A 22,594-nucleotide genomic window follows, 5' to 3' on the forward strand; every position below is an offset into this window, starting at 1 on the left:
CAGGGTGCGGTCGTTGTCTGCTCAGGTGCACGTCGGGAGGGCGTCATGACCACACACAGAGTCGACAGAGGACAGATCCGCGGGGGGCCAGGAGGGACTCAGCCGTCGTCACGCGCTGGGGCTGCTCGGGACCGCGGGGGCGGGCGCCGCCGCCACCGGCCTGCTGGGGGCGGGTACGGCACAGGCCGCACCGCTCGCCGCTCCGGCCTTCCACATCACCGCGGACTCCTCCGGCGCGCCCCCCGTCCAGGGCCTGCACCTGACCTTCGGGGCCGACCCCCGCACCCAGATGACGGTGTCCTGGATCACGGACCGTCCGGTGACCAAGCCCGTCGTGCGCTACGGCACCCTGGAGCACGGCTTCGGCTCCAGCAAGAAGGCCCAGACCGTCACCTACGTCGACGGCACCTCGAACCGCACCGTCTACGTCCACCACGCCCTGCTCAAGGGGCTCACCCCGGACACGGACTACCTGTACCTCGCCACGCACGAGGGGGCGACCCCCGACAGCGGTACGTTCCGCACGGCTCCGCAGGGCCGCCGGCCGGTCACCTTCACCAGCTTCGGCGACCAGTCCGCCACGCAGGTCACCTGGGCGGCCGACGGCAGCGTCGGCCTGGACGCCAACTCCACTCCCGCGACGAAGGACATCGTCACCGGCATCGAGCAGGTCGCCCCGCTGTTCCACCTGCTCAACGGCGACCTCTGCTATGCCAACCTGGACGTCGACCGGGTACGCACCTGGAACAACTTCTTCACCAACAACACCCGTTCGGCGCGCTTCCGCCCCTGGATGCCGGCGGCCGGCAACCACGAGATCGAGAAGGCCAACGGCCCGCTCGGCCTCGGCGCCTTCCAGACGTACTTCTCGCTGCCCTCCACCGAGACCGACGCCGAACTCGCCAACCTGTGGTATGCGTTCACGGCGGGCTCGGTGCGGGTCATCGTGCTGCAGAACGACGACAACTGCCTCCAGGACGGCGGCGACGTCTACATCAGCGGCTACTCGGGCGGCCGCCAGCTCGCCTTCCTTGAGAAGGAACTGAATGCGGCCCGCTCCTCGAAGGACGTCGACTGGGTGGTCGTGGCCATGCACCAGGTCATGGTCAGCTCCTCGGACGCCAACGGCGCGGACCTCGGCCTGCGCGAGAAGTACGGCCCGCTGTTCGACCGGTACGGCGTCGACCTGGTGCTCTGCGGTCACGAGCACAACTACGAGCGTTCGCTGGCCGTGCGCGGCGTCGTCAACGGCAGCGAGACCCTGACGCCCAACCCGGTCTCCCAGGCCACCGACGACATCGACGCCAACCTGGGCACCGTGCACATGATCCTCGGCGGCGGCGGTGTCTCGGGCACCACGAACCAGAAGTTCTTCAACGACGGCACGGGCAAGGTGATCACCGCCGTGTCGTCGACCGCCGGGTCGAACGGCAAGCGCACCTCCACCTACGTGCAGGAGAAGGCGGTGTGGGTGGGCGTCCGGGACGTCGAACACCCCTACGGGTTCGCGGCGTTCACCGTCGACCCCGGCCGGCACGCCGGTGACACCACCCGGATGCACGTCACGTACTACAACGTGAACAAGCCGAACGGCGAACTGTCGGTCTTCGAGACCTTCAGCCTGCACCGCAAGCGCTCCGACGGCCACGCCGGCTGATCGCGCGACCAGAGCGGAACGCGGGCCGGGCGGCGACCGCCCGGGCCCGCGCCACGTTCCGGTTCAGGGCTCGCGTACGACGCCCTCGAACCCGTCCGTGACGTCTGCCGCCTCCGCCGCACCGCCGGGCCGTGCCGGTGCCGTCACCACGACGGCCTCCGGTACCGGCGTCTCCCGCCGGATCGTCAGGAGCGCGACCACCGCGCAGACGCCCGCGGCGACCGCCCCGATGCGCAGGATGTCGTCGAGCCCGGAGGCGGTGGCCACCCGGGCCGCCTCGGTGACGGCGGGCCGCAGCGGCCCGGGGACCCCGGCCGCGGCACGGGCACCCGCACCGGAGCCGACCGCCTCGGACAGCGCCGCGATCGTGTCGTGCGGCAGCCCGGTGGCGGCGAGCCGGTCGCTCATGGCGTCGGTGACCCGCCGCTGGAAGACGGAGCCGAGCACGGCGACGCCGGTGGCCAGGCCGATCTGGCGCATGGTGTTCACCGTTCCGGTCGCCATGCCGGTGCGCGAGGGCTCGGCCAGGGACAGCGCCGCGTTGGAGGTGGCGGCGCTCCCCGCGCCGAGGCCGACGCCGGCGACGACGAACCCGGCGACCAGCGCGGTCCACCCGGAGCCGCCGTCGAGCCGGGCGGTCAGCGCCAGCCCGGCCGCCGTCAGCGCGAGACTCCCGCCGATGGTCAGCCGCGGCGGCACCCGGTCGGCGAGGGCGGCGGTCACCGGCGCGGCGACGAAGGAGGCGACGGTGAGCGGCAGGAAACGCAGACCTGTGGCCGAGGGACCGTAGCCCAGCGTGTTGGCGACGTAGAGCGCCGCGTAGTTCATGGCCGCGACCAGCGTGGCCATCATGGCGAACACGGCGACCGCGACCCCCAGGAAGGACGGACGCGTGAACAGCCGCAGGTCCAGCATGGGTTCGGCCGTCCGCGACTCCCGGACGAGCAGCGCCGTCAGCAGGATCGCCGCCGTCGCGAAGAGCGCGAGGATCGGCGCCGAGGCCCACCCCTCGTCGTTCCCGCGGATGACGGCCAGCAGCAGCGCGAACAGGCCCGCGGTGAGCAGCACGGCCCCCGGCGCGTCGGTGCCGCGGACGGCGGCGGAGCGGGACTCGCGCAGCCGCAGCCGTCCCGCGGCCAGCGTCGCCAGCCCGATCGGCACGTTGACCAGGAAGATCCAGCGCCAGCCCGGTCCCTGCACGAGATAGCCGCCGACGAGCGGGCCCACCGCGGTGGCGGCGGCCATGGTGGCGCCGAACGCCCCTATCGCACCGGCCCGTTCCCGGGCCTGCGGGAAGGCCTCGCCGAGCAGCGGCAGCGCCACCCCGAACAGCAGGGCGCCGCCCGCACCCTGTGCGGCACGGGTGATGTCGAGGGAGAGGGACGACCAGGCGAGCGCGCAGCCGAGCGAGCCGGCGGTGAACAGGGTCATCCCGGTGAGGAAGACCCGGCGCCGGCCGATGCGGTCGCCCAGGGTGCCCGCGGTGAGCAGCAGCCCGGCGAGCGGCACGGTATAGGCGTCGACGACCCATTGCAGGGAGCCCAGGCCGGAGTGGAAGTCCGCCTGGATGCTGCTGAGGGCCACGAAGACGACGGTGAGGTCGAGGAGGAGCATGAACGTCGCCGTGCACACCACGGCGAGGGTCCAGCGCTGGACGTTCCAGGTGGGGGGAGAGTCGGACATGGTGGTCTGGTGTCTTCCGTTTCTTCCGCTCGGTGGGCCCGGGACGCGGGCAGGCGTCATCGCGCGAAGCGGTGCGCGCACGGGGACGCGCGGCGCCGGTCCGCGGGAGCCGGGTCGGACAGGGGTGCTTCGGCCCGGTGACACCGGGCCGGGGGCTCAGCGGCTCTGGTCCACCCGGCTCATGAGCTTGCGCAGCTCACGGCCGGTGGTCTCCAGCAGATGCTCGCCGTCGGCCTTCCGGTATTCGTGGTACCGGGGCAGGCCCGCCCGGTACTCGGTCATCCACGCGGCCGCGAAGGACCCGTCCTGGATCTCCGCGAGGATCTCCCGCATCTCGGCCTTCACCGCGTCCGTGACGATGCGCGGCCCGGTGACGTAGTCGCCCCACTCGGCGGTCTCGGAGACGGACCGGCGCATCTTCTCCAGACCGCCCTCGTACATGAGGTCGACGATCAGCTTGAGTTCGTGCAGGCATTCGAAATACGCGACCTCCGGCTGGTACCCGGCGTTCACCAGCGTCTCGAACCCGGCCTTCACCAACGCGCTGGTCCCGCCCGCCAGTACGGCCTGCTCGCCGAACAGGTCCGTCTCCGCCTCCTCGGTGAAGGTGCTCCGGACGACCCCGGCCCGGGTGCCGCCGATGGCCTTGGCGTAGGACAGGCCGAGCGCCAGCGCGCCCCCGGTGGCGTCGTGGTCGACGGCCACCAGGCACGGCACGCCCAGGCCCGCCTCGTACTGGCGGCGCACCAGCTGTCCCGGCCCCTTCGGCGCCACCATCACCACGTCCACGTCCGCCGGCGGATCGATGAACCCGAAGCTGACGTTGAACCCGTGGGCGAAGAACAGCGCGTCGCCGGGCCGGAGCCGGGGCTCCACCGCCGCGGTGTAGACGTCGGCCTGGACCGGGTCCGGCACGAGCATCATGACGACGTCCGCCTCGGCGGCGGCCCGCTCCGGGGTGAGCACCCGCAGGCCCCGCGCCTTGGCCCGCGCCCGCGAGGCGGAGCCCTCCCGCAGCCCGACGCGGACGTCCGCACCGGAGTCCCGCAGGGACAGCGCGTGGGCGTGCCCCTGGCTGCCGTATCCGATCACCGCGACCTTCCGGCCCCGGATGACGGACAGGTCCGCATCGTCGTCGTAGAACATTTCGGCCATGGCGGACACGCCTTTCCTGGGAGTGGAAGTGGGAGCGGGGGTGAGAGGTGACGAAGGTGCGCCGCGCCCGCGGTCGCGCGGGCGGTCGCGGCTACGGGGTCTCTGTCGTGCGCCGCGGGTTCTGCCTGAGCGCGTAGAGCGCGATGCAGAGTTCGGCGATCCCGTGCGGCTCGGAGGTCGAACGGCCGGTGTACTCGGTGATCCGGCGGAAGCGCTGGCGCACGGTGTTGGGGTGGCAGTACATGCGGCGGGCGGTCTCCTCGGTCGAGCCGCCGCAGGCCAGCCAGGTCTCCAGGGTGTCGAGCAGGACGTCCCGTTCGGCCTGCTGGAGGGTGTCGAGCGGGCCGAAGACGTTGCGGGCCAGGCGCCGGCTGATCTCCGGCGCGGCCGCGGCGGCGACCGCCACCAGGCAGTCGTCGAACACGGTGACGGCGCAGCCGCCCGCGCGTCCGCCCTGCATGGCGGTCTTCGCGTACCAGAGGCTGGTGCCGGTGTCGTACAGGTCCTCGTACGGCGGGCTGACGCCGGTCCTGCTGACCGCCTCGCCCTCCAGCACCTCGACGAGCTGGTCGTACTGCCGGTCCGTGCCGAGCTGGACGATGCCGACGTGGGTGTCCGGACGCAGATGCCAGACCGAGTGGATACCGCTTCTGCGCAGGGCCTGTTCGGTCCTCGCCAGCGGGTGGCGGCCGAACGACGACACCTCCGCCGCCACCACCGCGAAGCGGCCGTAGCGCGGCATGCGCAGCACGTCGATGGCGGCCAGCAGCGTGCCGGCGTCGAGGCTGCGGTTGGTGAGGAGGGCTTCGAGCAGCGCGGAGCGCTCCTGCTCGGCGTTGCGGAGCAGTTCGGTCGTGGCCTCGCGGTGCCCGGCGATGGTCTCCTCGATCAACCGGTCCTGCACGGCCCAGATCGAGGACACCGCGGTGACCAGGCCTTCGTGGTCGACCAGTCCGGTCTCGGCCGCCTCCGCGATCAGCAGCTCCCAGATGAACCTGATGCCCACGCGGTAGCTCGCGATCAGCGTGGTCTCCGGCACGTTCTGCCGGGCGCGTCTGCGTCCCGTGTCGGCGCCGAGCGAGGGGTCGAGCGGGGCCTGCCCGGCGAGCGCCCGCAGCACGTTGCGCAGCTCCACGCGGCACGACTCGCGCAGTTCAGCCAGCGGAACGCAGTTCCCGCCGTGGTCGCTGGCCTCGGACCGGATGCGCTCGGCCATGGCGTCGCCGAGTTCGTCCGCCCGCTCCAGGAGACCGGCCACGAGCTTGGCGAGACCGTCGGCGGGTCCGTCCGTCACCTTCACACCTCAGTCCTGCCGCTCCGGCCCCGGCCGGTCGCCGGGGCGCTGTCCCCAGGATGATCGGCCGCACGTCCGGCTGTCGATGTGCCCCGCAACAGGCTTGTCCTGCCCGCACAGTGGATTCCCACCGCACCCTCAAGATTTGCTTTACAAAGCAAGTATGTGGCTCCTAGTCTCTCGCCGGGAGGGGCACACAACTCGGTGTGAAGCCCGGTGCTGTGGAGGTAGTGACGCGATGTACGGCAACGACGGGACGGCCCGGCACTGGATAGACGGGCAGTGGCGGGACTCGGCCGCCGTCTCCGAGTCGGTCAATCCGGCCGACGGCGAGGTCGTGGGGGAGTACGCGGACGGCGGGCGCGCGGAAGCGGTGGCGGCCGTGGCCGCGGCCCGCCGCGCCTTCGACTCGACCGCCTGGTCCACGGACCGGGACCTGCGCCGCACGGTGCTCACCGAGCTGGCGGCCGCCTTCGACACCCATGCCGAGGAACTGGCCCGGACCCTCACCGCGGAGAACGGCAAACTGCTCCGCGAGTCCCGGCTGGAGGCACGTTTCGCGACCGGCGCGCTGAGATACGCGATCGCCGACCTGACCACCGACACGGGATCGTTCGCGCAGACCGACCGGCACATCTGGTTCAGCAGCCTGCGCGAGCCCCTGGGCGTCGTGGCGATCATCGTGCCGTGGGAGTCGCCGATCGCGCTGTTCCTGCGTTCGCTCGGCCCCGCCCTGGCCGCGGGCAACGCCGTGGCGGTGAAGCTGCCGGGGCAGACGGCACAGACCAACGCGCTGATGGCGCGCATCATCTCCGAGGTGCCCTCGCTTCCCGCCGGGGTGGTCAACATGTTCACCGAGTCCGGCAACACCGGGTCCCCGTTCCTGGTCGCCTCGTCCGAGGTGGACGCGGTCAGCTACACCGGCAGCACCGCCATCGGCCGGCTGGTGGTCGCCACCGGCGCGGTCACCCTGAAGCGGATGAACATGGCGCTGGGCGGCAAGACCCCCATGATCCTCTTCGCGGACGCCGACCTCGACCACGCCCTGCCCCTGCTGACGCTGGGCGTCACCCTGGGCGCCGGTCAGTTCTGCATGGCCGGCAGCCGCATCCTCGTCCACCGCTCCATCGCCGACCAGGTCCGCGAACGGCTGGGAGCCGCCCTGGAGTCGGTCGTCGTCGGTCCCGGGGACGACGAAGGCTCCCAGATGGGCCCGCTCGTCGACCGCAACGCCGTGTGCCGGGTCGACGCCCTCGTCGAGGAGTCCCTGGAACAGGGCGGCAAGGCCGTCGTGCGCGGCGGACCGGTCACCGAAGGGCCGCTCGCCGCGGGTGCGTTCTACCGACCCAGCCTGATCGAGATCGCCGACCTCGACGCCACCCTGGTCCAGGAGGAGGTCTTCGGACCGGTCGCCACCTTCGAGGTCTTCGACGACGAGGCCGAGGCGGTGCACCGCGCCAACGCGACCGAGTTCGGCCTGGCGGCCGCCGTCTTCACCCGCGACGGCGACCGCGCCCGGCGGGTCGGCCGCGCGGTACGGGCGGGCACCGTCTGGACCAACTCCTGGTTCGTGCTGGACGAGGGCTTCCCCGAGGGCGGCTTCAAGCAGAGCGGCCTGGGCCGGCTGCGCGGACCCTTGTCCCTCGCCGAGTTCCAGGAGACCAAGACCTATGTCCACGTCGCCCTCCCCGAGACCGCCTGACCGCCGACGCACCGCGGGGGTGGAGCGGCGGCAGCCGCCGGCCCACCCCCGCGGATCCTCGGAGTCAGCCGATGCTCACGTCGTCGACGTAGCCGCGGTACCCGCCCGTGGCCCCCGAGCGGTCGAAGCCGAGGAGCACCTTGCTGACCGCCTGCCCCGCCTTGACCGTGCCGAGGTCCACGGTCACGTGGTTCCAGGTGTCCGGCGTCAGATGCCCGCACTGCTCGGCCGGATGGATGCCGTTGCCGGACCCGTCGGTGGCACCGGAGTCCCGCAGGGCACTGCCGTCGGTGAAGACCAGGTCGACGGCGACGCAGGTGCTGTTGTCGGAACCGGCGTCCACCCATGGGGTGGTGGCGTTTGACTGCGGGAAGATCCAGTAGCTGAGCGTCGTGTCGCCGCGGACGGTGAGCGGCGCGCCGTTGAAGCCGTAGACCTGCAGGTAGGCGTGGTCGTACGAACCGCCGTTGGCGTAGCCCGAGTACATCAGCGCGGCGTCGCCCGTGTGGGCCTGTTCGCCGGTGCGCACGGCTGCCTGGGGCCCTGTGAGGCCGCAGCACAGGCCGGTGATGTTGTAGTTGCCGTCGCCGTGGGTGTCGGCGTTGTCGACGGTGTCGGTCCAGGTCGGCTGGGTCTGCCCGGTCTCGAAGCCGGTGGTGAGCGACGTGGTCGTCGCGGCCTTGGCCGGCTGGGACAACTGGTGCCGGACGGTGGCCTCGCTGGTGCCGGCCGGGGCGAGATCGATGGTCTCGCCGACGGTGGTGTGCAGCTTGATCGTGCTGCCCGAGAGGGTGCCCTTGTGGACGCCGTCCGCGTAGTACTCCACGGTCCTGCCGGGCCACGGGTTGGTGACCGTGACGTTCCCGCCGGACCGGCTGGTGAGCCGGACGTACTCGACGGCGTTGTCCCGGATGCTGCTGGAGACCAGGACGTTGCCGTAGGCGAGCAGGCCGCCGAACTTGGCGTTCGAGTCGGTGGGCCAGTTCGGGAAGACCTTGATGTCGTGCTGCACGGACTGGAGGAGCATCTCGTCGAGCCCCGACGTGGTGACGTTGAGGTTCTCGATGCCGCCGCCGTAGTGGTGCACCGCCATGTTCGGGTACGAGTGGGCGGTGGCCTCGGCGTGCAGCTCGTCCATCAGCGTGCTGGGGTTGTAGCCGACCATCGCCGCGGCCGCGTACAGGGTGGCCGGGGAGTTGTCGCTGTGCCAGTTGTTGAGCTGCGCGACGGTGTTCCGGGCGGTCTGCAGCAGGTCGGCCGAACTGTTCAGCCCCACTTGCAGACCGGGGTAGACGGCCTGGACGGCGACGTCGTTGCCGTCACTGACCCAGCCGGAGCCCTCGGAGGTCTGCCGGAAGACGGTCTGGCCGTTCCGCGACATCGTGGGCAGCGGCGCGAGGTTGCTGTCGATGTGCTGCCAGGCCGGGACGAGTGAGTCGTTGATGTGCAGGTCGCGGCTCATGTCGATCAGGCCCTGGAACAGCAGGTGCACAAGGCCGAGCGAGAGGATGCTGTTGGTCTGCGGGTACACGCCGCCTTCCTGCGGCGCGTCGTTCTCGATGATGTACGTGCCCGTGGCCGCGTCCCAGGTCAGGTAGTGCTGCCAGAACAGCCCGACCTGCTGGAGGTAGGGAAGGACCTTGCGCGCGTAGGAGGCGCTGCGGGTGTACTCGTACTTCATGACCATGTCGCTGGCGAAGTTCACGGCGTCGGACTTCTGGTTGTACAGGTCGTCGGCGGCGCTGGTGCCGTTGGGCGAGATGCCCACGGGGTAGAGCACGCCCTGGTAGCCGGCGGCCGCGGCCTTCGCCCTGCCTCTGGGTATCCAGTCCAGGACCGGGTCGTCGTAGGAACCCATCTGGGCCACGTGGTTGGTCGACAGCGCCGGGTAGAACGCCGCTTCGTAGTTGTAGTTGGCGTGGTAGTCGCCGTACCAGTTCATGTCGCCGGTGATCCAGTTGCCCCACAGGCCCGGGGCGTACTTCCCGGCGCGGGAGACCGAGCCCAGCAGATAGAGCGAGCCGTACCAGCTCTTCTCCACGGCCTGGTCGGGGATCTGCACGAACGACCGGGACCAGTACTCCCGCCACCAGGACTCGTGGTCCGCGTACAGCCTGGCCAGCGAGCCGCCGGTCAGCGTGGCGGCCGCCGCGTGGGCGACGGATTGGTAGCGGGGTGTGTCGTGGCTGCTCCGGATCGCCGCGGCGACGGTGTAGGTGACGCCAGGTTCGAGGGTGAGGCTGATCCGGTTGCCCGACACGCTCGCGGCGGTGCCGCGCACGCTCGTCGCGATACGGGCGTGGGGGTTGCCCGGCGCGTCGGTGGTGCCGGCCTGCACGTCGGCGTCGAGTACCCCGTTCTCGCCCGACGTCGCCGGGGTCTTCCCGTGGCCGTCCTGCACGGTGACGGTCGCCTGCTGCGGGCGTGAGCCGGACAGCCGCAGGGTGGTGACGAACAGGTTCCGGGTCGCCGCGACCCAGCTCCTGGACGAGAGCTGCTCGTCGCCGAGCGTGTAGGTGCCCTCGACCTGCGCCTGCGCGATGTTCTGTACGACGCGATAACCGGAGCCGGCCAGGCCCGGGACGGACAGCACGATCCGGCCCAGCGGCTCGATGCCGTTGGTGGCGGTGGAGAAGAAGTCGTTCTTGCCGAGGTAGAAGGTCTGGTCGTCGACGGAACCGCCGACCGCGACGCCGACATCGCCGTTGCCCAGCAGCGGGGCGTCGACGGTCTCGCCGTTCGCCAGCGTGGTGGGCGGGGAGTCCCACACGCCCTGGAACTGCGCCACGGTACGCAGCGCCTGGGCCGGCGTGGGATCACCGGCGCTCTGTGCGGCGGCGGACGAACCGCCCTGGACGGCGCTCAGGCCGACGGCCACGAGCGCCGCGGCCAGCAGCGTGCCGACCCGTCTCCGGTAACGAAGTGAGGATGTCACTGCGGTGTGACCTTTCTTCTCGTCCGGTCTTCTCATCCGGTGTCCCGCCTTTGCCGAGCGGGTGTTTCCGAGCGGCCTGGTGCGGCCGCCCGGCCGTACGTCGTGGCCAGGTAGGCCGCGCCCAGCAGCGGGGCCCCGGCCGGTTGCCGCGCCGCGGTGACGACGAGCTGCCCGTCGCGGACCCCGCCCGCCTCGGCGAGCCCGGCCCGCAGCGGTTCGGCGACGAGGTCCCAGGCCCCCGCGATGGCACCCCCGACCACGAGAACCGTCGGTTCGAAGGCCGCGACACACGGCCCGAGCACGCCGCCCAGCGCACGGAACGCCCCGGCGAACACACCGGCCGCGGCACGGTCCCCCTGCCGCGCCCGGCGGGCGATCTCCCTTACGTCCGGAGCCTGTTGGCCGGTGGACCGGGCGTAGGCCCGGCGCAGGGCACGTCTGGACACCGTCTCCTCCAGCGGGGCGTCCGCGTACCGCAGGGCGTGGAGCCGCCCGTCCGGCGGGACCCCGGGCCCGTGCCGGACGATGCGGCCGTCGCGCAGGAAGCAGGAGCCCACCCCGGTTCCGAGGGTGATCCCGACGGCACTCCGGTGCCCGCGCGCCGCCCCGGCCCACCACTCGCCGAGGGCGAACGCGTCCGCGTCGTTCCAGAAGCTGACTCCCGAGGCGCCGGGCAGCGCCGACGTCAGCGCGGCCCGGAGATCGAACCCGCGCAGGGCGTCGAACTTGCCGACCCCCTCGTACCGGCCGACGCCCCGCGCGTAGTCGAAGGGACCTGGCAGCGCCACCGCCCACCGGGCCGGGCCCCGCACGGACAGCCGGGCGGCGCAGCGGACCAGGGCCGACACGAAGTCCTCGGCACTGCCGTCACCGTCCACCGCCTCCCGGAACAACCGGTCCTCCCGCAGGGCGCGGCCTGCGACGTCCACGCTCGCCGCGGTCACATGGGTGCCGCCGACCTCCAGCACCGGTACGACGGTCGCGTCGCCGGGGCTCATCGCACCAGCGCCTTGACGTACCGCACCGGCCCCGCGCCGAGGGCCCGCACCCGGTAGGCGCCGGCCGCGGCGGGCACGGTCAGGGTCTCGGCGTAGGCCAGCACCCGACGGTCCCCGCCGCTCGTCTCCAGCAGGATCCCGTCGCCCGCCACGACGTTGACGACATGGAAGCGGTGCTCCGTGTCGTCGTCCACGACGGCGTCCGGAGCCAGTTCGAGGCGCCGCACCTCGAAGAACATCTCCGGAAGACGCCCAATGACGTCCTCGCGCCAGCCCTCGCCCGAGCGCAGCGTCCGGGGTTCCTGGACCAGGTCCCTGACCACGGCCTCCCCGGACCGGGCGGGATCGAGGTTCTCGAAGGCGTGGCCCACATGGACCGGCCGCTGCCTGCCCGCGCCGTCCCTGCGCAGCCAGTCGTAGAAGCGAAGGCTGTACAGGTACGGCGTCGCGCTGATCTCCAGGACGACATTGCCCGCCCCGCTGCCGTGCGGGGTGCCGCCCGGGATGAGGAAGAGCTGGTGCCGGTCGGCGGGGAAGGTCTGCACATAGCGCTCGATGTCGAACGGCACACCCTCGTGGACCGCCCGGTCCGCCTCCCGCCGGAAGGCCGCGAGGTCGGCGCCCTCGCGCAGCCCCAGGAACACCTGGCTGTCGGCTCCGCCAAGCATCATGTAGTAGGTCTCGTGCTGGGTGTACGGCCAGCCGAACACCCGCCGCATGTAGTCGGACTGCGGATGGCAGTGCACGGACAGGTTGCCGCCGCCGACGGTGTCGAGATAGTCGAATCGGATCGGGAACGAGGTGCCGAACATCGCGTGCACGGGTCCCCCGAGGACCTCCTCGGGGTGCAGCGCGACCAGCGCCTGCAGCGGGACCTCGACCCGCGGTCCGTCCGGCCTGCCGACGAGGATTCCGCTCTCCGGCGCGATGAGCTCGTAGCCCAGCGCGGTGTTGGCCGCCTCCCGGTTGAAGCCGAGCCGTTCCTGGGCCCAGTGCCCGCCCCACGAGGTGGTGTTGAAGGTGGGGCGGGTACGGAAGGGCCGGCGGGCCAGGCCGGCCAGGGCGTCGCGCAGGGCGGTGCCGTCCAGCCAGGCCGGAGCCTGCGGGTCCTGGACGTCCAGCCACAGGTCGACGCCGGCGAGGAGGGTGTCGCGATGCCGGTCCAGGACGGGCCAGTCGATGTAGAACAGCCGGCGTGTCGTACCCGCCCCGGTACCGGCCGGCTGCCCCAGATTGCGGCCGCTCCCACCGGTGATCCCGGCCTCGGCGTACCGCTTGGGCAGGTCGGCGTACCAGAGCCGGTCGTGCGGCACCAGCGCCGCCCCCGGCCCCACGACGACGGTGACCGCGTCGGCGGCGGCCCCGGGCTCAGGCAGCCCGGTGAAGAAGTCGGCGAGGCCCGCCCGGGACAACGGAGCGAAGTCCGGGTCGTCCTCCAGTACGGCGGACCCGGTGCGGGCGAGGATGTCCGGCCAGGGCGCGAAGTGCTCCCGCATGTCGATCTGCTTCACCGCGACACCGCGGGCGGCCAGCGCCTCGCTGATCCCGGCGGCGACCGTCTCCCAGTCGACGGCCACCGGGCCGTCCACGGCGAGGACCGGCCCGGGAGCGAATCCGGCGAGCGCGTCGCGGTATCCGGTGCCGACCTCCCCGGTGATGCGGTGGCAGGGTTCGGCTTCGTAGCCACGGACTGCAGACATGGCGATGTCGGCCTTTCTGTGGGGCCTTGGCGGTGCGGCTCGGGCTGTTCAGGCGACCGGGCCGAGATGGGTGAGCGTCCCGATGCCCTCGACGGACAGGGCGGCGGGCAGTCCTGCGATGCGGCCGGTCCCGAACGCCGGGTTGATGTCGAACAGGGCCGAGAGCACCGCCTCGGCTCCGGCCGCGCCCGCGATGTTGTCACGGGTCGCGGTGCCGCGTTCGGCCACGCGGGCCCGGTGCCGGCCGTCCGGCCCGGTGACGATCTCCATGGCCTGTCCCCACAGCCCGCCCGAGGCGGCGGACGGGAGGTCGCGCAGCAGAGCGACCGCCCGGTCGCGATGGCCGAGCAGCGCCAGGCCATGGGCGGTGACGCCGGGCCAGGCGGCGAAGGCACCGGCCGCGCCGTGGTCGGGACGGTCGGAGGCGGCGGCGATCGGATCGTCGGGACTCAGCGCCCGCATCCAACCGCCCACCAGCAGACGTCCGGTGACGAAGTCGGCCATCTCCCGCCGGGTCCGGTCCGGGAGTTCGCGGTGCAGGGCGGAGGCGACCAGACCGAAGTCCAGACAGTGCCCGATCGTGTCGGTCCCGTCCGGGCGGAGGATCCGCCAGCGTCCCGACCCGGCGTACAGGTCCAGCAGCGCCTCGGCCAGCCGACCGGCCTCGGCCTCGGCCCGCTCGGCGTCCTCGTGCCGGCCGAGCAGCCGGTACAGACCGGCCAGCGAACGCGTCGAGGCGACGTACGCGGCGTTGAAGGAGGCGACGACACCGGTGTAGGTGGGCACACACTCCAGCAGCTGCCACGGATCGTCCCCGAAGTCGGCGAGCACGCCCCCGGTGGCCGCGGCACGCCTGTCCCGCCACCCGAACCCGAGCCGCTCCAGGTGCCCGAGGACGGTCGTGCCGCCGGGCGTCTCGTCCAGGAAGGCGAGGTCGCCGGTGACGCAGACGTAGTGCTCGACGAGCCGGAACAGGGCGTGGTCGTTGGCGCTGTAGGCGTTGCCCAGGGGCCCGCCGCCGAGGTTCTCGACCCCGAAGGAGTCACCGTACGGCCCGGCCAGCACCCGCAGCAGCCAGGAGCGCAGCCCGGCCGGTTCCAGCAGGGCGTACAGGCGGCTCCACTCGCAGTGGTCCCAGAAGTAGGTGGTGGTCGGCCCGAGCCGGGGGCCGCCGGTGAGGAACACCGGCTCGCCGGGCCGGATCCGGGTGGTGCGCAGGTACAGCGCCTGCAGGGCCCCCATGTAGTAGGTGCGCGCGAGGCCGGCGTCCTCGGTGGTGAAGGTGGGCAGGTGCCCGGAGAAGTCGGGATTGCCCGGGGTGAACATGGCGGCCCACAGCCGGCGCCACCCGTCCCGGCCGGCCCGCGTCGTCGCCTCGAAGTCCTCCGCCGCGGCCCGGGCCTGTGCCGCGACCGTGCCGGCGTCGGTTCCGTACGCGCAGGCGATCCCGATGACCACGCTTCGGCCGGGCTCGATCCGGCAGGTCCAGGTCGCCCGGCGGCCGGCGCCCTCGGCCCGCAGCTCGCCGGCCGGCCCGGCGAAGGCGAAGGCGGCGCGGGCCGGCGACCGGGAGTCCGCGAAGGCGACCGTGCCGTCCTCGACGCGGGACATCCAGCGGCGCGACTCGGTCCAGTGCCGGGTACGGGCCGTCTCGGCACCGGCGAGGCGCAGCACGACCTCGTCCGCCGCCACCTGTATACGGACGTGGTGCCAGCTCCCGACGGCGAGTTCGGTGTCGGTGGGCTCCCGCTCCCCGGTGATGCCGAGCCACAGCCGGCCGTCCTCGACACCGATCTGGAGCGAGTCGGGGTGGTTGCCGTGGGTGAGGACGGTCCCGGACTGCCCCGCCGCGTCGAGCCGCAGCTCGAACTCGATCGTCAGGCCGGGGGAGAGCACGAAGGATTCCAGGTTCGTCTCGCCGTCGGGGGTCAACGCGATCGTCCCGTCGGCCCGCAGGATCGCACCGCCGTCGGCGCCCGTCACCCCGAGCCCGCGCACGGCCCCGGCCACGCCGGTCCGCGGCTCCGGCTCCTTGTCGTGGCTGACGTGTGCCGGGAGCGCGTCGTCCAGGAGCATCGGACCGTGGTCCTCGTCCCGTTGGATCCCCGGCACCCGGGGCCTGCCCAGCCTGAGCCGCCGTGGCGCCGGGGAGAGCAGGTAGTGCCGCCCGCCGCCGCCCGTGGTGGCCCGGATGCGCTCCAGCGCCATGAAGTCGTGGTGCATGCCGTGGTTCCACGGACCGTCGTACAGCCAGCCGTATCCGACCTCCGAGTGGGCGGCCATCGCGAACAGGTCCTGGGCCAGTTCGACCGTCCTGGGCTCGTCGCTCTCGTTGGTGACCTCGATCCGCCACAGGAGCAGGTCCCGGGAGAGCGCCATGCGGGTGTCGGTGGTCAGCAGCAGCCCGTCCGGGCGGCGGTGTTCGCGCAGCACGCCCCACGGCTTCCAAAGGAAGCGCTGCGCGGCCGGGACCACGCCGTCCACCTGCAGCTCACCGGTGTGGTAGCCGAAGGTGAACGGCGGCGCGGCCAGCCAGGACAGCGAGGTCAGGTCGTGGTTGACGTGCGCCTGCCCCTGCTGGTTGCGCAGGGAGGGCAGGTGCGCGATCTCGCCCAGGCCGACCCAGTGCCCGGCGACGTCGTCCAGGTCCGGGACACCGGCCCGGCCGAGGGTCGCGGGTCCGGCGGCGGTCTGCGCGGTCACTTGGTCGCTCCCGAGGTGAGTCCGGCGATGAACTGCTTCTGCAGGGCGAGGTAGCCGGCCACGGGAACGACCGCCGCCAGCAGCATCACCCCGAACAACTGGGCGTAGTCGGTGGAGAACTGGCCGACCGACAGATAGATCCCGGTGGTGATCGTCTGGCCGTGCAGCGGGCCGAGGATGAACTGCGGGTTCATGAAGTCGTTCCAGATCCACAGCGACAGGAAGATCGCGACGGTCGCGGTGGCCGGGCGCAGCAGCGGCATCACGATCGTCCACCAGACCCGCAGCGGGCCGGCGCCGTCCACGGTCGCGGCCTCCACGATCTCGCCGGGGACCGACCGCAGGAAGCCGGAGTAGACGAACACCGCGAACGACAGGTAGCCGCCGCCGGCATTGGCCAGGATCAGTCCCGGATAGGTGTGGTCCAGGTGCAGGAAGGCGAGGATGCGGATGGTCGGCAGCAGGACCACCGCGGGCGGGATCATCAGACCGGCGGCGAAGCCGGCCAGGACGATGCGGCGCAGCCGGGCCGAGCGCCGGGTCAGCCAGAAACCGAGCGCCGAGCCCAGCGGGATGACCAGCAGCACCGAGACGACGACGGTGACCACGGAGTTGGTCAGTCCGATCTGCACGATCCTGTCCGGCCGGGCCAGGGCGTCCGTCAAGTTGTGCGTGGTGGGCGGGGCGGGCGGGGCCGCCGGGTCGCGGATGATCTGGTCCTGTGTCTTGAAGGCGTTGACGAGGGTGAGATAGACGGGGCTGACGAAGGCCAGCGTGAGCAGGGCGGCTGCCGTGAGGTGCCCGCGCGTGACCCAGGCGCGGCGGCTCACGCGCGGCGCGGCCGCGACCGGTGGCATCGGTGCCCTCCTGAGGACCGCAGGCCGTTGAGACGTCGACGTGCTCACAGGTCCACCTCCCGGCGGCGCAGCAGGGCGGTCACCGACAGCGCGATGACGACCGAGACGACGAGCAGCAGCATCGAGACGGCCGACGCGTAGCCGTACCGGTCGTCCGTGAAAGCGAGCTGGATGATGTAGAGAGCGGTCGACTGGGTGGAGTCGGCCGGGCCGCCCGAGGTGAGCACCGCGATGATGTCGTACAGCTTCAGCATCGTGATCAGCGAGATGGTGACGCTGATGGTGGTGCCCGGGGCGAGCATCGGGAACGTGATCCGCCGGAACCGCTGCCAGCGGCCGGCTCCGTCGACCATCGCGGCCTGGTACAGCTCGACGGGGATCGACTGGAGCGCGGCCAGATGGACGACGGTGGTGAATCCCGTCAGCACCCAGGCGGCCACGATCCCGACGGACAGCACGGCCAGGTGCGGGCTGCCCAGCCAGGTGACCGGCCTGTCGATGACGCCGAGCGAGACCAGGACGTGGTTGAGGATGCCGTCCCGGGCCAGGATATAGCGCCAGACGTAGCCGACGATGACCCCGGACAGCACCTGGGGCAGGAACGCGACGGTGCGCATCATCCGGAAGCTCAGCGACGTCCTGTTGAGCAGCATCGCGAACCCGATGCCGGCGGCGTTGGCCACGACGGTCACCGCGCCGGCCAGCAGGAGGGTGAAGCCGAGACTTGCGGTCAGGGCACTGTCGTGCGCCATCTCCCGGTAGTTGGAGAGGCCGACGAAGTCGGCACGGGCCAGCAGCGGGTTCTCGTTCGTGAGGCTCTTCCAGGCGCTCATCAGCACCGGAACGACGATGAACAGGACGTACAGGCCCAGCGCGGCCAGCGCGACCGCGCTCAGGGCGGGGTCGCCACGGCGTGGGCGGACTCGAATGGACACGGCTCGGGTGGTCATGGCTCTTCCCTCGGAGGAGATCTGCGGCGCCGCAGCCGGTGGTGCGGCCGGGGCCGGTGACGTGGCCTACTTGGTCGCCGAGTCCCAGGCGGCGTCCAGCTTGGCGAGCTGCCCGTCGACGTCGTCAGAGGAGAACAGCGCCTGACTGGCCGAGTAGAAGGCGTTGTTGAGCCCGGAGGGCATGGAGTCGTCGTTGGTGGCCCAGCCGAACGCGGAGACCTTCGTGTTCGGCTGGGTGACGTAGGAGTACGAGTCCTTGAAGACCTTGGTGACGTGCACGCCGTAGTCGTCCAGGGTCTTGCCCTTGAGCATCGGGAACGCGCCGTCACCCTCGATCAGGGCCTTGTAGTTGGCCGGGTCCAGCGACCAGGCCTCGGCGAACGCGGTCGCCTTGGCGGGGTCGGAGGTCTTGGCGCTGATCGCCATGGAGCCGCCCACCGAGAACGGCACCACGAGCGAGCCGTCCTCGGTGGGGGTGAGGAAGGCGCCGTAGTCGTCGGCGTGGTCCTTGGGCACCGAACCGAGGAACCAGCTGCCCATCATGTACATCGCGGCCTTGCCGGACGTGAAGTTCGTGATGGAGTCGGCGTACTTGACCCCGAGGGCGCCGTCCTCGAAGTAGCCCTTCTTCACCATCGTCCGGTACTTGGTGGCTGCCGCCTTGACGTTGGCGTCGGTGAAGTGGACCTTGCCGGCGTAGCGTTCCTTCAGCCAGTTCGGGTCCTTCCCCAGCACATCGGCGGAGAGGATGCCGACCAGCGGCATCGACGCCGCGAACGGATCGCCGCCGCCCAGCTCGACCGGGGTGACACCGGCGGCCTTGAGCTTGGCGCACACGGCCATGAACTGCGACCACGTCTTCGGCGGCGCGGCGATGTGGGCCTTGGCGAACAGCTTCTTGTCGTAGAAGACCTCGGGGATGATCTGCGAGTTGGTCGGCGGGATGTACACCTTGCCCTGGTAGGCGTTGCCCAGGGGCAGCAGGAAGTTGGCGTTCACCCACTTCTGGTCGTACGGCCTGAGCAGCCCGGCCGTGGCGAACGTCGACGGGGTGATCGACTGGAGCAGATCCGGGAACTGCCCCGACGCCTGCAACTGCTTGGCGTACGCGTCCCGGTCCGTGCTCGGCGCGACGATCTTCTTCACCGTGACGTCCGGGACCTTCTTCTCCGCGTTGGCGATCGAGGTGTCCCAGAACTTCGCGGTGAGACTGGGCGTCTCGAAGGTGAGATAGGTCAGGGAGCTGCCGCCCTTCCCGCTCCCGGTCGACGCGGCAGAGCATCCGGTGAGGGCGAGCGCTGCGGCGAGGCAGACAACGGTCGGACGTTTGCGCCTCATGGAAGTCTCCTGGGGGACGATGCGGCCCGATGGACGGGGGCGGACCGGAGAGGATCGACGCCGCGGCATCCTTCGAGATAACGTTATCGCGAGAATAGAAGCGCGTTGCGGGAATGTGTCAAGGGCCGGTCTGATATCGGTCCGATGTTTCGAGGAGGAGCTGCCGGATGACGCGAGCACGGCGTGAGAGCGGGGGACGGCCCAGGCGCCCGACGATGGTCGACGTCGCCCGCGAGGCCGGGGTTGCCCTGCGCACCGTCTCCCGGGTGGTCAACAACGACCCCACGGTGGGGCCGGAGTACGTCGCCAAGGTCGAGGCCGCGATCGCCGCGCTGAACTACCGCCCGGACGAGCGCGCCCGGCAGCTGCGCACCGGCGTCACCGGCACCATCGGCGCCGCGGTCCGCAGGATCGCCGAGGTCAACCCCGAACTGGCGGCCATCGAACGCACCGCCCGCGACTCGGGGCTCACCCTCCTCGCCGCCTCCACGGACTTCGACGAGGCCAGGGAACGCGACATCCTGGTCTCCATGTGCCGGCAGCGCCTCGACGGCATCATCGTCGAGCCGTTCGGCGAGAACCACGCCTACCTCCAGCCCGAACTGGACGCGGGCATGCCCGTGGTGGCCATGGACCGCCCGATGAGCGGGATCTCCGTGGACTGCGTGATGTCGGACAACGCCTCCGGCATCGGCATCGCCTTCCACCACCTGCATCAGCACGGGCACCGCCGGATCGCCTACATCGGCGACAGCGAACGCGTCTTCTCCGGCCGGGAGCGCGCCGTCGCCTTCCGCGCGGCCCTGCGGGCCCACGGCGAGGGCGTGGAAGGCCTGGTGCACCCGGGCGAGATCACCGCCGAGCGGGTGGCCGCCGCCCTGGACACCGCACTGCGCGGCCCGGAGCCGGCGACCGCCCTGGTCACCGGCAACATGGACACCACGCTCACGGTCCTGCGGCAGCTCGGCCCGCAGGCCGCCGCCCGCCTGGCCCTGGTCGGCTTCGACGAGGTGCCCCTGGCCGACCTCCTGCAGCCCGCGCTCACCGTCGTCGCCCAGCAGACCGCCGAGATCGGCCAGACGGCCGTGGAACTGCTCCGCGCCCGCATCGCCGACCCCGGCCGCCCGGTGCAGACGGTGATCGTCCCGGTCACCCTGAAGGTCCGCGGCTCCGGGGAGATCCCGGCCTGAGACCGGGGCGCCGGTGCCTCGCCGGGGGCTCTTTGCGGGGCACAGTCTCTGCGATAACGTTATTCGAAACGGGCTGGAGAACGATATGGCGACAGCCCCTCGAGACCGCCGTGACGGCGCGGACGCCGCCCGTGCGAGGCGCCCCGCGCACTCCGGCGTGGGCCACTGGCCGAAAGTGCTGAACTCCCGCCGCGCCGAAACGAGATCGCAGCGTGGCGCCCACTGGAAATACTTGGCTGAGCAAGTATAGGCTCCCGGATGGGGGCGATTTGGTGAGGAAAGCCGGACGCCGTCAGGGGAACCGTGACACCGTCACACCTGATCGATCTCACGGTTCGGCCATATGTCAAACGTGTTGCTGTTCCGCCGGTTGACTGCCGCCCGGCGTGGACGTGCGTGGCAGTGTCCGGTGGTGCCGCAACGATGTTGATGTCATCCACTCCTGGAAGGAAGTGCCGTGGCACCGGTGCTCGTCGGGCTCGAAGGTCTGCTGGCGGGAGAGCGCATCCCGATCCTGGACACCCGCGTCACCTTCGGACGTAACTCGGAGAACACTGTCGTCATCTCCAGCCTCAGTGTCTCCCGCTTCCATGCGGAGATCGTCTTCGACCAGGACGCGGGCTACGTCCTGAATGACCTGGCCAGCAGCAACGGCACCCTGGTCAACGGGGACGAGGTGGAGTCCCGGCTGCTGCAGCCGGGCGACGAGATCACCCTGGGCGACCAGGAGTTCCGCTTCGAGGTGGCGGACGCGATGGAGACGCTGATGGCGCTCTCCCTGCCCCGGTCCGTCACACACGCCGGGCAGGAGAGCGACCGGGGGCCCGTTCTGCAGGTCACCGTCGCCGGCGGCGGCCCCGTCGGTCTGTCCCTGGCCCTGCTCCTGGAGCACTTCCTCGGGCCCCAGGTGAAGATCACCGTCTACGACGGCAGGTGGCGCAAGCAGGGCCGTACCGTCGTCTGGAAGGGCCAGGACGAGGGCAACGTACGGCGCCAGCAGGTGGTGACCGTCCAGAGCCGCCAGTACCTCGCGTGGCCGGAGGAGGTCCAGGCGCGCCTCTTCGACCCGGAGCACTTCACGGAGATGTGGCCCTCCGGCCCGGACTCGGTCGGCGACCACAGCCCGCGCAACATGCGCATCGCCTACATCGAGGACCGGCTGCTGGAGCTGGCCAACGAGAAGCGGGACCGGATACGTCTGATACCCGCCAAGTTCGACGCGGCGAAACAGCAGGAGGCGCTCGCCGGCCAGCAGGTGCTCGCGATCTGCGACGGCGGCCGGTCGCGCACCCGGGACCACTTCGCCGCCCGGTTCGGCAAGGCCGACGAGTCGATCTACTCCCTCGACGGCCGCCACCTCCAGGACGTCGTCCTCGGCCTGCGCGTCAAGTCCGGCCTGACCGACCCCATGGCGGTCCTGATGACGGTCGCCCAGAACCGGTTCCTGCTCAACTCGCTGCGCGGTGAGGGCTTCCTCAACATGCGGCTGACCGACGCCGAGGCCGCCGAGGTGATCGGCCTGGACCCGGTCCGCCGCGTCTTCGAGGAGTGCATCGCCTCCCGGCCGTGCCTGATGGACCGTGACGAGTACGGCGACTTCCAGTGCTCGACGCACGGCACGCTGTTCCTGCCCGCCCTGGTCAAGGGCTCGGCCCTGTGGCGGCGGGTGCAGGAGGGGCTGCTGCTGTTCGGCGTCGAGGCCGACGACCTGTCGGCGGTCACCAGCTTCCGCCTGGACATGGTGCAACGCCCCCGCTTCTCCGCCGAGTTGCTGCCGCCCACGACCAACTCGCCGGGCACGTACGGCTTCCTGCTCGGCGACGCCGCCAACGCGATCCACTTCTGGCCGGGCCGCGGCCTCAACAGCGGCCTCGCCTCGGCCATCTCGCTGGCCCGCTCCCTCAACGGGGCGTGGAACGGAAGGTCGTTCCGCGACGCGGACTTCCTCCGGCACGAGGCGGCGATGTCGATGCTGCAGTACCGGCACAAGAGCCGGGCGTGGAAGGCGATGGTCACCACCGACGACCAGGGTGTCACCTGGGCGATCAAGGACATCATCGGCCACGGCATCGACGGGATCCCCGAAGAGCCCGACCGCGAGGCGGACACCAAGACGTTGCTGGAGCGCATGCAGGCCATCCGCGCCCGGCTGGCTCCCCGTATGCCCGGAATGCCGGACGACGAGGCGATCCTGGAGCGCCTGCGCACCCTGCAGCCCGCCACCCTGCGCATGCTCGTCCTCAGCGGCGCCTGGGACACGCTGACGATGGGCGGCGAGGAGGTCGACATCGACATCTTCTACGGCCAGGACTCGTCCGCGGCCGCCGCGGCGGTGGAGGCACTGGAACCGGCCGCCCAGGCCTAGGGCCTGTGTGACAATTCCCGTCGTCGCCCGGAGGGTGGCCTCGCGGCGTCAGGTGCGTGCTCTCGGT

General features: G+C 71.4%; 14 protein-coding genes. 4 read left to right on the plus strand and 10 right to left on the minus strand.

Annotated elements, in window-relative coordinates; all coding sequences use genetic code 11:
- The first annotated feature begins 163 nt into the window (after window positions 1-163).
- Window positions 164-1,657 (plus strand): purple acid phosphatase family protein, encoded by a 1,494-nt coding sequence (locus tag SSP29_RS35690; RefSeq protein ID WP_245883424.1) that lies wholly within the window; start codon window positions 164-166, stop codon window positions 1,655-1,657.
- 63 nt (window positions 1,658-1,720) lie between these two features.
- Here the strand turns inward: SSP29_RS35690 and SSP29_RS35695 are convergent, their stop codons facing one another.
- From SSP29_RS35695 to SSP29_RS35705, 3 genes are all read right to left on the minus strand, one after another.
- Window positions 1,721-3,340: an MFS transporter gene (locus tag SSP29_RS35695; RefSeq protein WP_167450067.1), complete on the minus strand. Its 1,620-nt coding sequence runs from the start codon at window positions 3,338-3,340 to the stop codon at window positions 1,721-1,723.
- 156 nt (window positions 3,341-3,496) lie between these two features.
- Window positions 3,497-4,495 carry a ketol-acid reductoisomerase gene (gene ilvC, locus SSP29_RS35700; RefSeq protein WP_089105026.1) on the minus strand — a complete coding sequence of 333 codons (999 nt, stop codon included), beginning with the start codon at window positions 4,493-4,495 and terminating at the stop codon, window positions 3,497-3,499.
- Between the two features lie 91 nt (window positions 4,496-4,586).
- Window positions 4,587-5,789, minus strand: coding sequence for a PucR family transcriptional regulator (locus tag SSP29_RS35705; protein WP_150135544.1), 1,203 nt, complete (start codon window positions 5,787-5,789; stop codon window positions 4,587-4,589).
- Window positions 5,790-6,027: 238 nt separating this feature from the next.
- Here SSP29_RS35705 and SSP29_RS35710 point away from each other — a divergent pair, with 238 nt between their 5' ends.
- On the plus strand, window positions 6,028-7,491 hold the full coding sequence (locus tag SSP29_RS35710) for an aldehyde dehydrogenase family protein (RefSeq protein WP_089105027.1): 1,464 nt from the start codon (window positions 6,028-6,030) through the stop codon (window positions 7,489-7,491).
- Between the two features lie 64 nt (window positions 7,492-7,555).
- Here SSP29_RS35710 and SSP29_RS35715 read toward each other — a convergent pair whose 3' ends face one another.
- From SSP29_RS35715 to SSP29_RS35745, 7 genes are all read right to left on the minus strand, one after another.
- The gene (locus SSP29_RS35715; RefSeq protein WP_150135546.1) at window positions 7,556-10,426 is read right to left on the minus strand and encodes a glycosyl hydrolase family 95 catalytic domain-containing protein; all 2,871 of its coding nucleotides are present in this window, start codon (window positions 10,424-10,426) and stop codon (window positions 7,556-7,558) included.
- Window positions 10,427-10,458: 32 nt separating this feature from the next.
- Window positions 10,459-11,424, minus strand: coding sequence for an ROK family protein (locus SSP29_RS35720; RefSeq protein WP_089105029.1), 966 nt, complete (start codon window positions 11,422-11,424; stop codon window positions 10,459-10,461).
- Window positions 11,421-13,124: a class I mannose-6-phosphate isomerase gene (locus SSP29_RS35725; RefSeq protein WP_089105030.1), complete on the minus strand. Its 1,704-nt coding sequence runs from the start codon at window positions 13,122-13,124 to the stop codon at window positions 11,421-11,423. The genes SSP29_RS35720 and SSP29_RS35725 overlap by 4 nt, the downstream gene beginning before the upstream one ends.
- Before the next feature lie 48 nt (window positions 13,125-13,172).
- Window positions 13,173-15,827, minus strand: coding sequence for a glucosidase family protein (locus tag SSP29_RS35730; RefSeq protein WP_089105031.1), 2,655 nt, complete (start codon window positions 15,825-15,827; stop codon window positions 13,173-13,175).
- The gene (locus SSP29_RS35735; RefSeq protein ID WP_150135547.1) at window positions 15,824-16,684 is read right to left on the minus strand and encodes a carbohydrate ABC transporter permease; all 861 of its coding nucleotides are present in this window, start codon (window positions 16,682-16,684) and stop codon (window positions 15,824-15,826) included. Before SSP29_RS35735 ends, SSP29_RS35730 begins: the two co-directional genes overlap by 4 nt.
- A gap of 44 nt (window positions 16,685-16,728) precedes the next feature.
- On the minus strand, window positions 16,729-17,634 hold the full coding sequence (locus SSP29_RS35740; protein ID WP_089105032.1) for a carbohydrate ABC transporter permease: 906 nt from the start codon (window positions 17,632-17,634) through the stop codon (window positions 16,729-16,731).
- A 66-nt stretch (window positions 17,635-17,700) separates the two neighbouring features.
- A complete protein-coding gene (locus SSP29_RS35745; protein WP_089105033.1) occupies window positions 17,701-18,972 on the minus strand; it encodes an ABC transporter substrate-binding protein in 1,272 nt (423 codons plus the stop codon).
- Window positions 18,973-19,139: 167 nt separating this feature from the next.
- Between SSP29_RS35745 and SSP29_RS35750 the strand changes: the two genes are divergently transcribed.
- Both SSP29_RS35750 and SSP29_RS35755 read left to right on the plus strand, forming a co-directional pair.
- Window positions 19,140-20,162: a LacI family DNA-binding transcriptional regulator gene (locus SSP29_RS35750; RefSeq protein ID WP_150135549.1), complete on the plus strand. Its 1,023-nt coding sequence runs from the start codon at window positions 19,140-19,142 to the stop codon at window positions 20,160-20,162.
- Between the two features lie 457 nt (window positions 20,163-20,619).
- The gene (locus SSP29_RS35755) at window positions 20,620-22,527 is read left to right on the plus strand and encodes an FHA domain-containing protein (RefSeq protein ID WP_245883409.1); all 1,908 of its coding nucleotides are present in this window, start codon (window positions 20,620-20,622) and stop codon (window positions 22,525-22,527) included.
- Window positions 22,528-22,594 lie beyond the last annotated feature (67 nt).

The sequence above is a fragment of the Streptomyces hyaluromycini genome, assembly GCF_002217755.1.
Taxonomy (GTDB): Bacteria; Actinomycetota; Actinomycetes; order Streptomycetales; family Streptomycetaceae; genus Streptomyces; species Streptomyces hyaluromycini.

Excerpts from the sequence above, each read along its gene's own strand:
- SSP29_RS35695 (WP_167450067.1), bottom strand. The coding sequence starts at position 3,340 with ATGTCCGACTCTCCCCCCACCTGGAACGTCCAGCGCTGGACCCTCGCC.
- ilvC (WP_089105026.1), bottom strand. The coding sequence starts at position 4,495 with ATGGCCGAAATGTTCTACGACGACGATGCGGACCTGTCCGTCATCCGG.
- SSP29_RS35710 (WP_089105027.1), top strand. The coding sequence starts at position 6,028 with ATGTACGGCAACGACGGGACGGCCCGGCACTGGATAGACGGGCAGTGG.
- SSP29_RS35720 (WP_089105029.1), bottom strand. The coding sequence starts at position 11,424 with ATGAGCCCCGGCGACGCGACCGTCGTACCGGTGCTGGAGGTCGGCGGC.
- SSP29_RS35725 (WP_089105030.1), bottom strand. The coding sequence starts at position 13,124 with ATGTCTGCAGTCCGTGGCTACGAAGCCGAACCCTGCCACCGCATCACC.
- SSP29_RS35735 (WP_150135547.1), bottom strand. The coding sequence starts at position 16,684 with ATGCCACCGGTCGCGGCCGCGCCGCGCGTGAGCCGCCGCGCCTGGGTC.
- SSP29_RS35740 (WP_089105032.1), bottom strand. The coding sequence starts at position 17,634 with ATGACCACCCGAGCCGTGTCCATTCGAGTCCGCCCACGCCGTGGCGAC.
- SSP29_RS35745 (WP_089105033.1), bottom strand. The coding sequence starts at position 18,972 with ATGAGGCGCAAACGTCCGACCGTTGTCTGCCTCGCCGCAGCGCTCGCC.
- SSP29_RS35750 (WP_150135549.1), top strand. The coding sequence starts at position 19,140 with ATGACGCGAGCACGGCGTGAGAGCGGGGGACGGCCCAGGCGCCCGACG.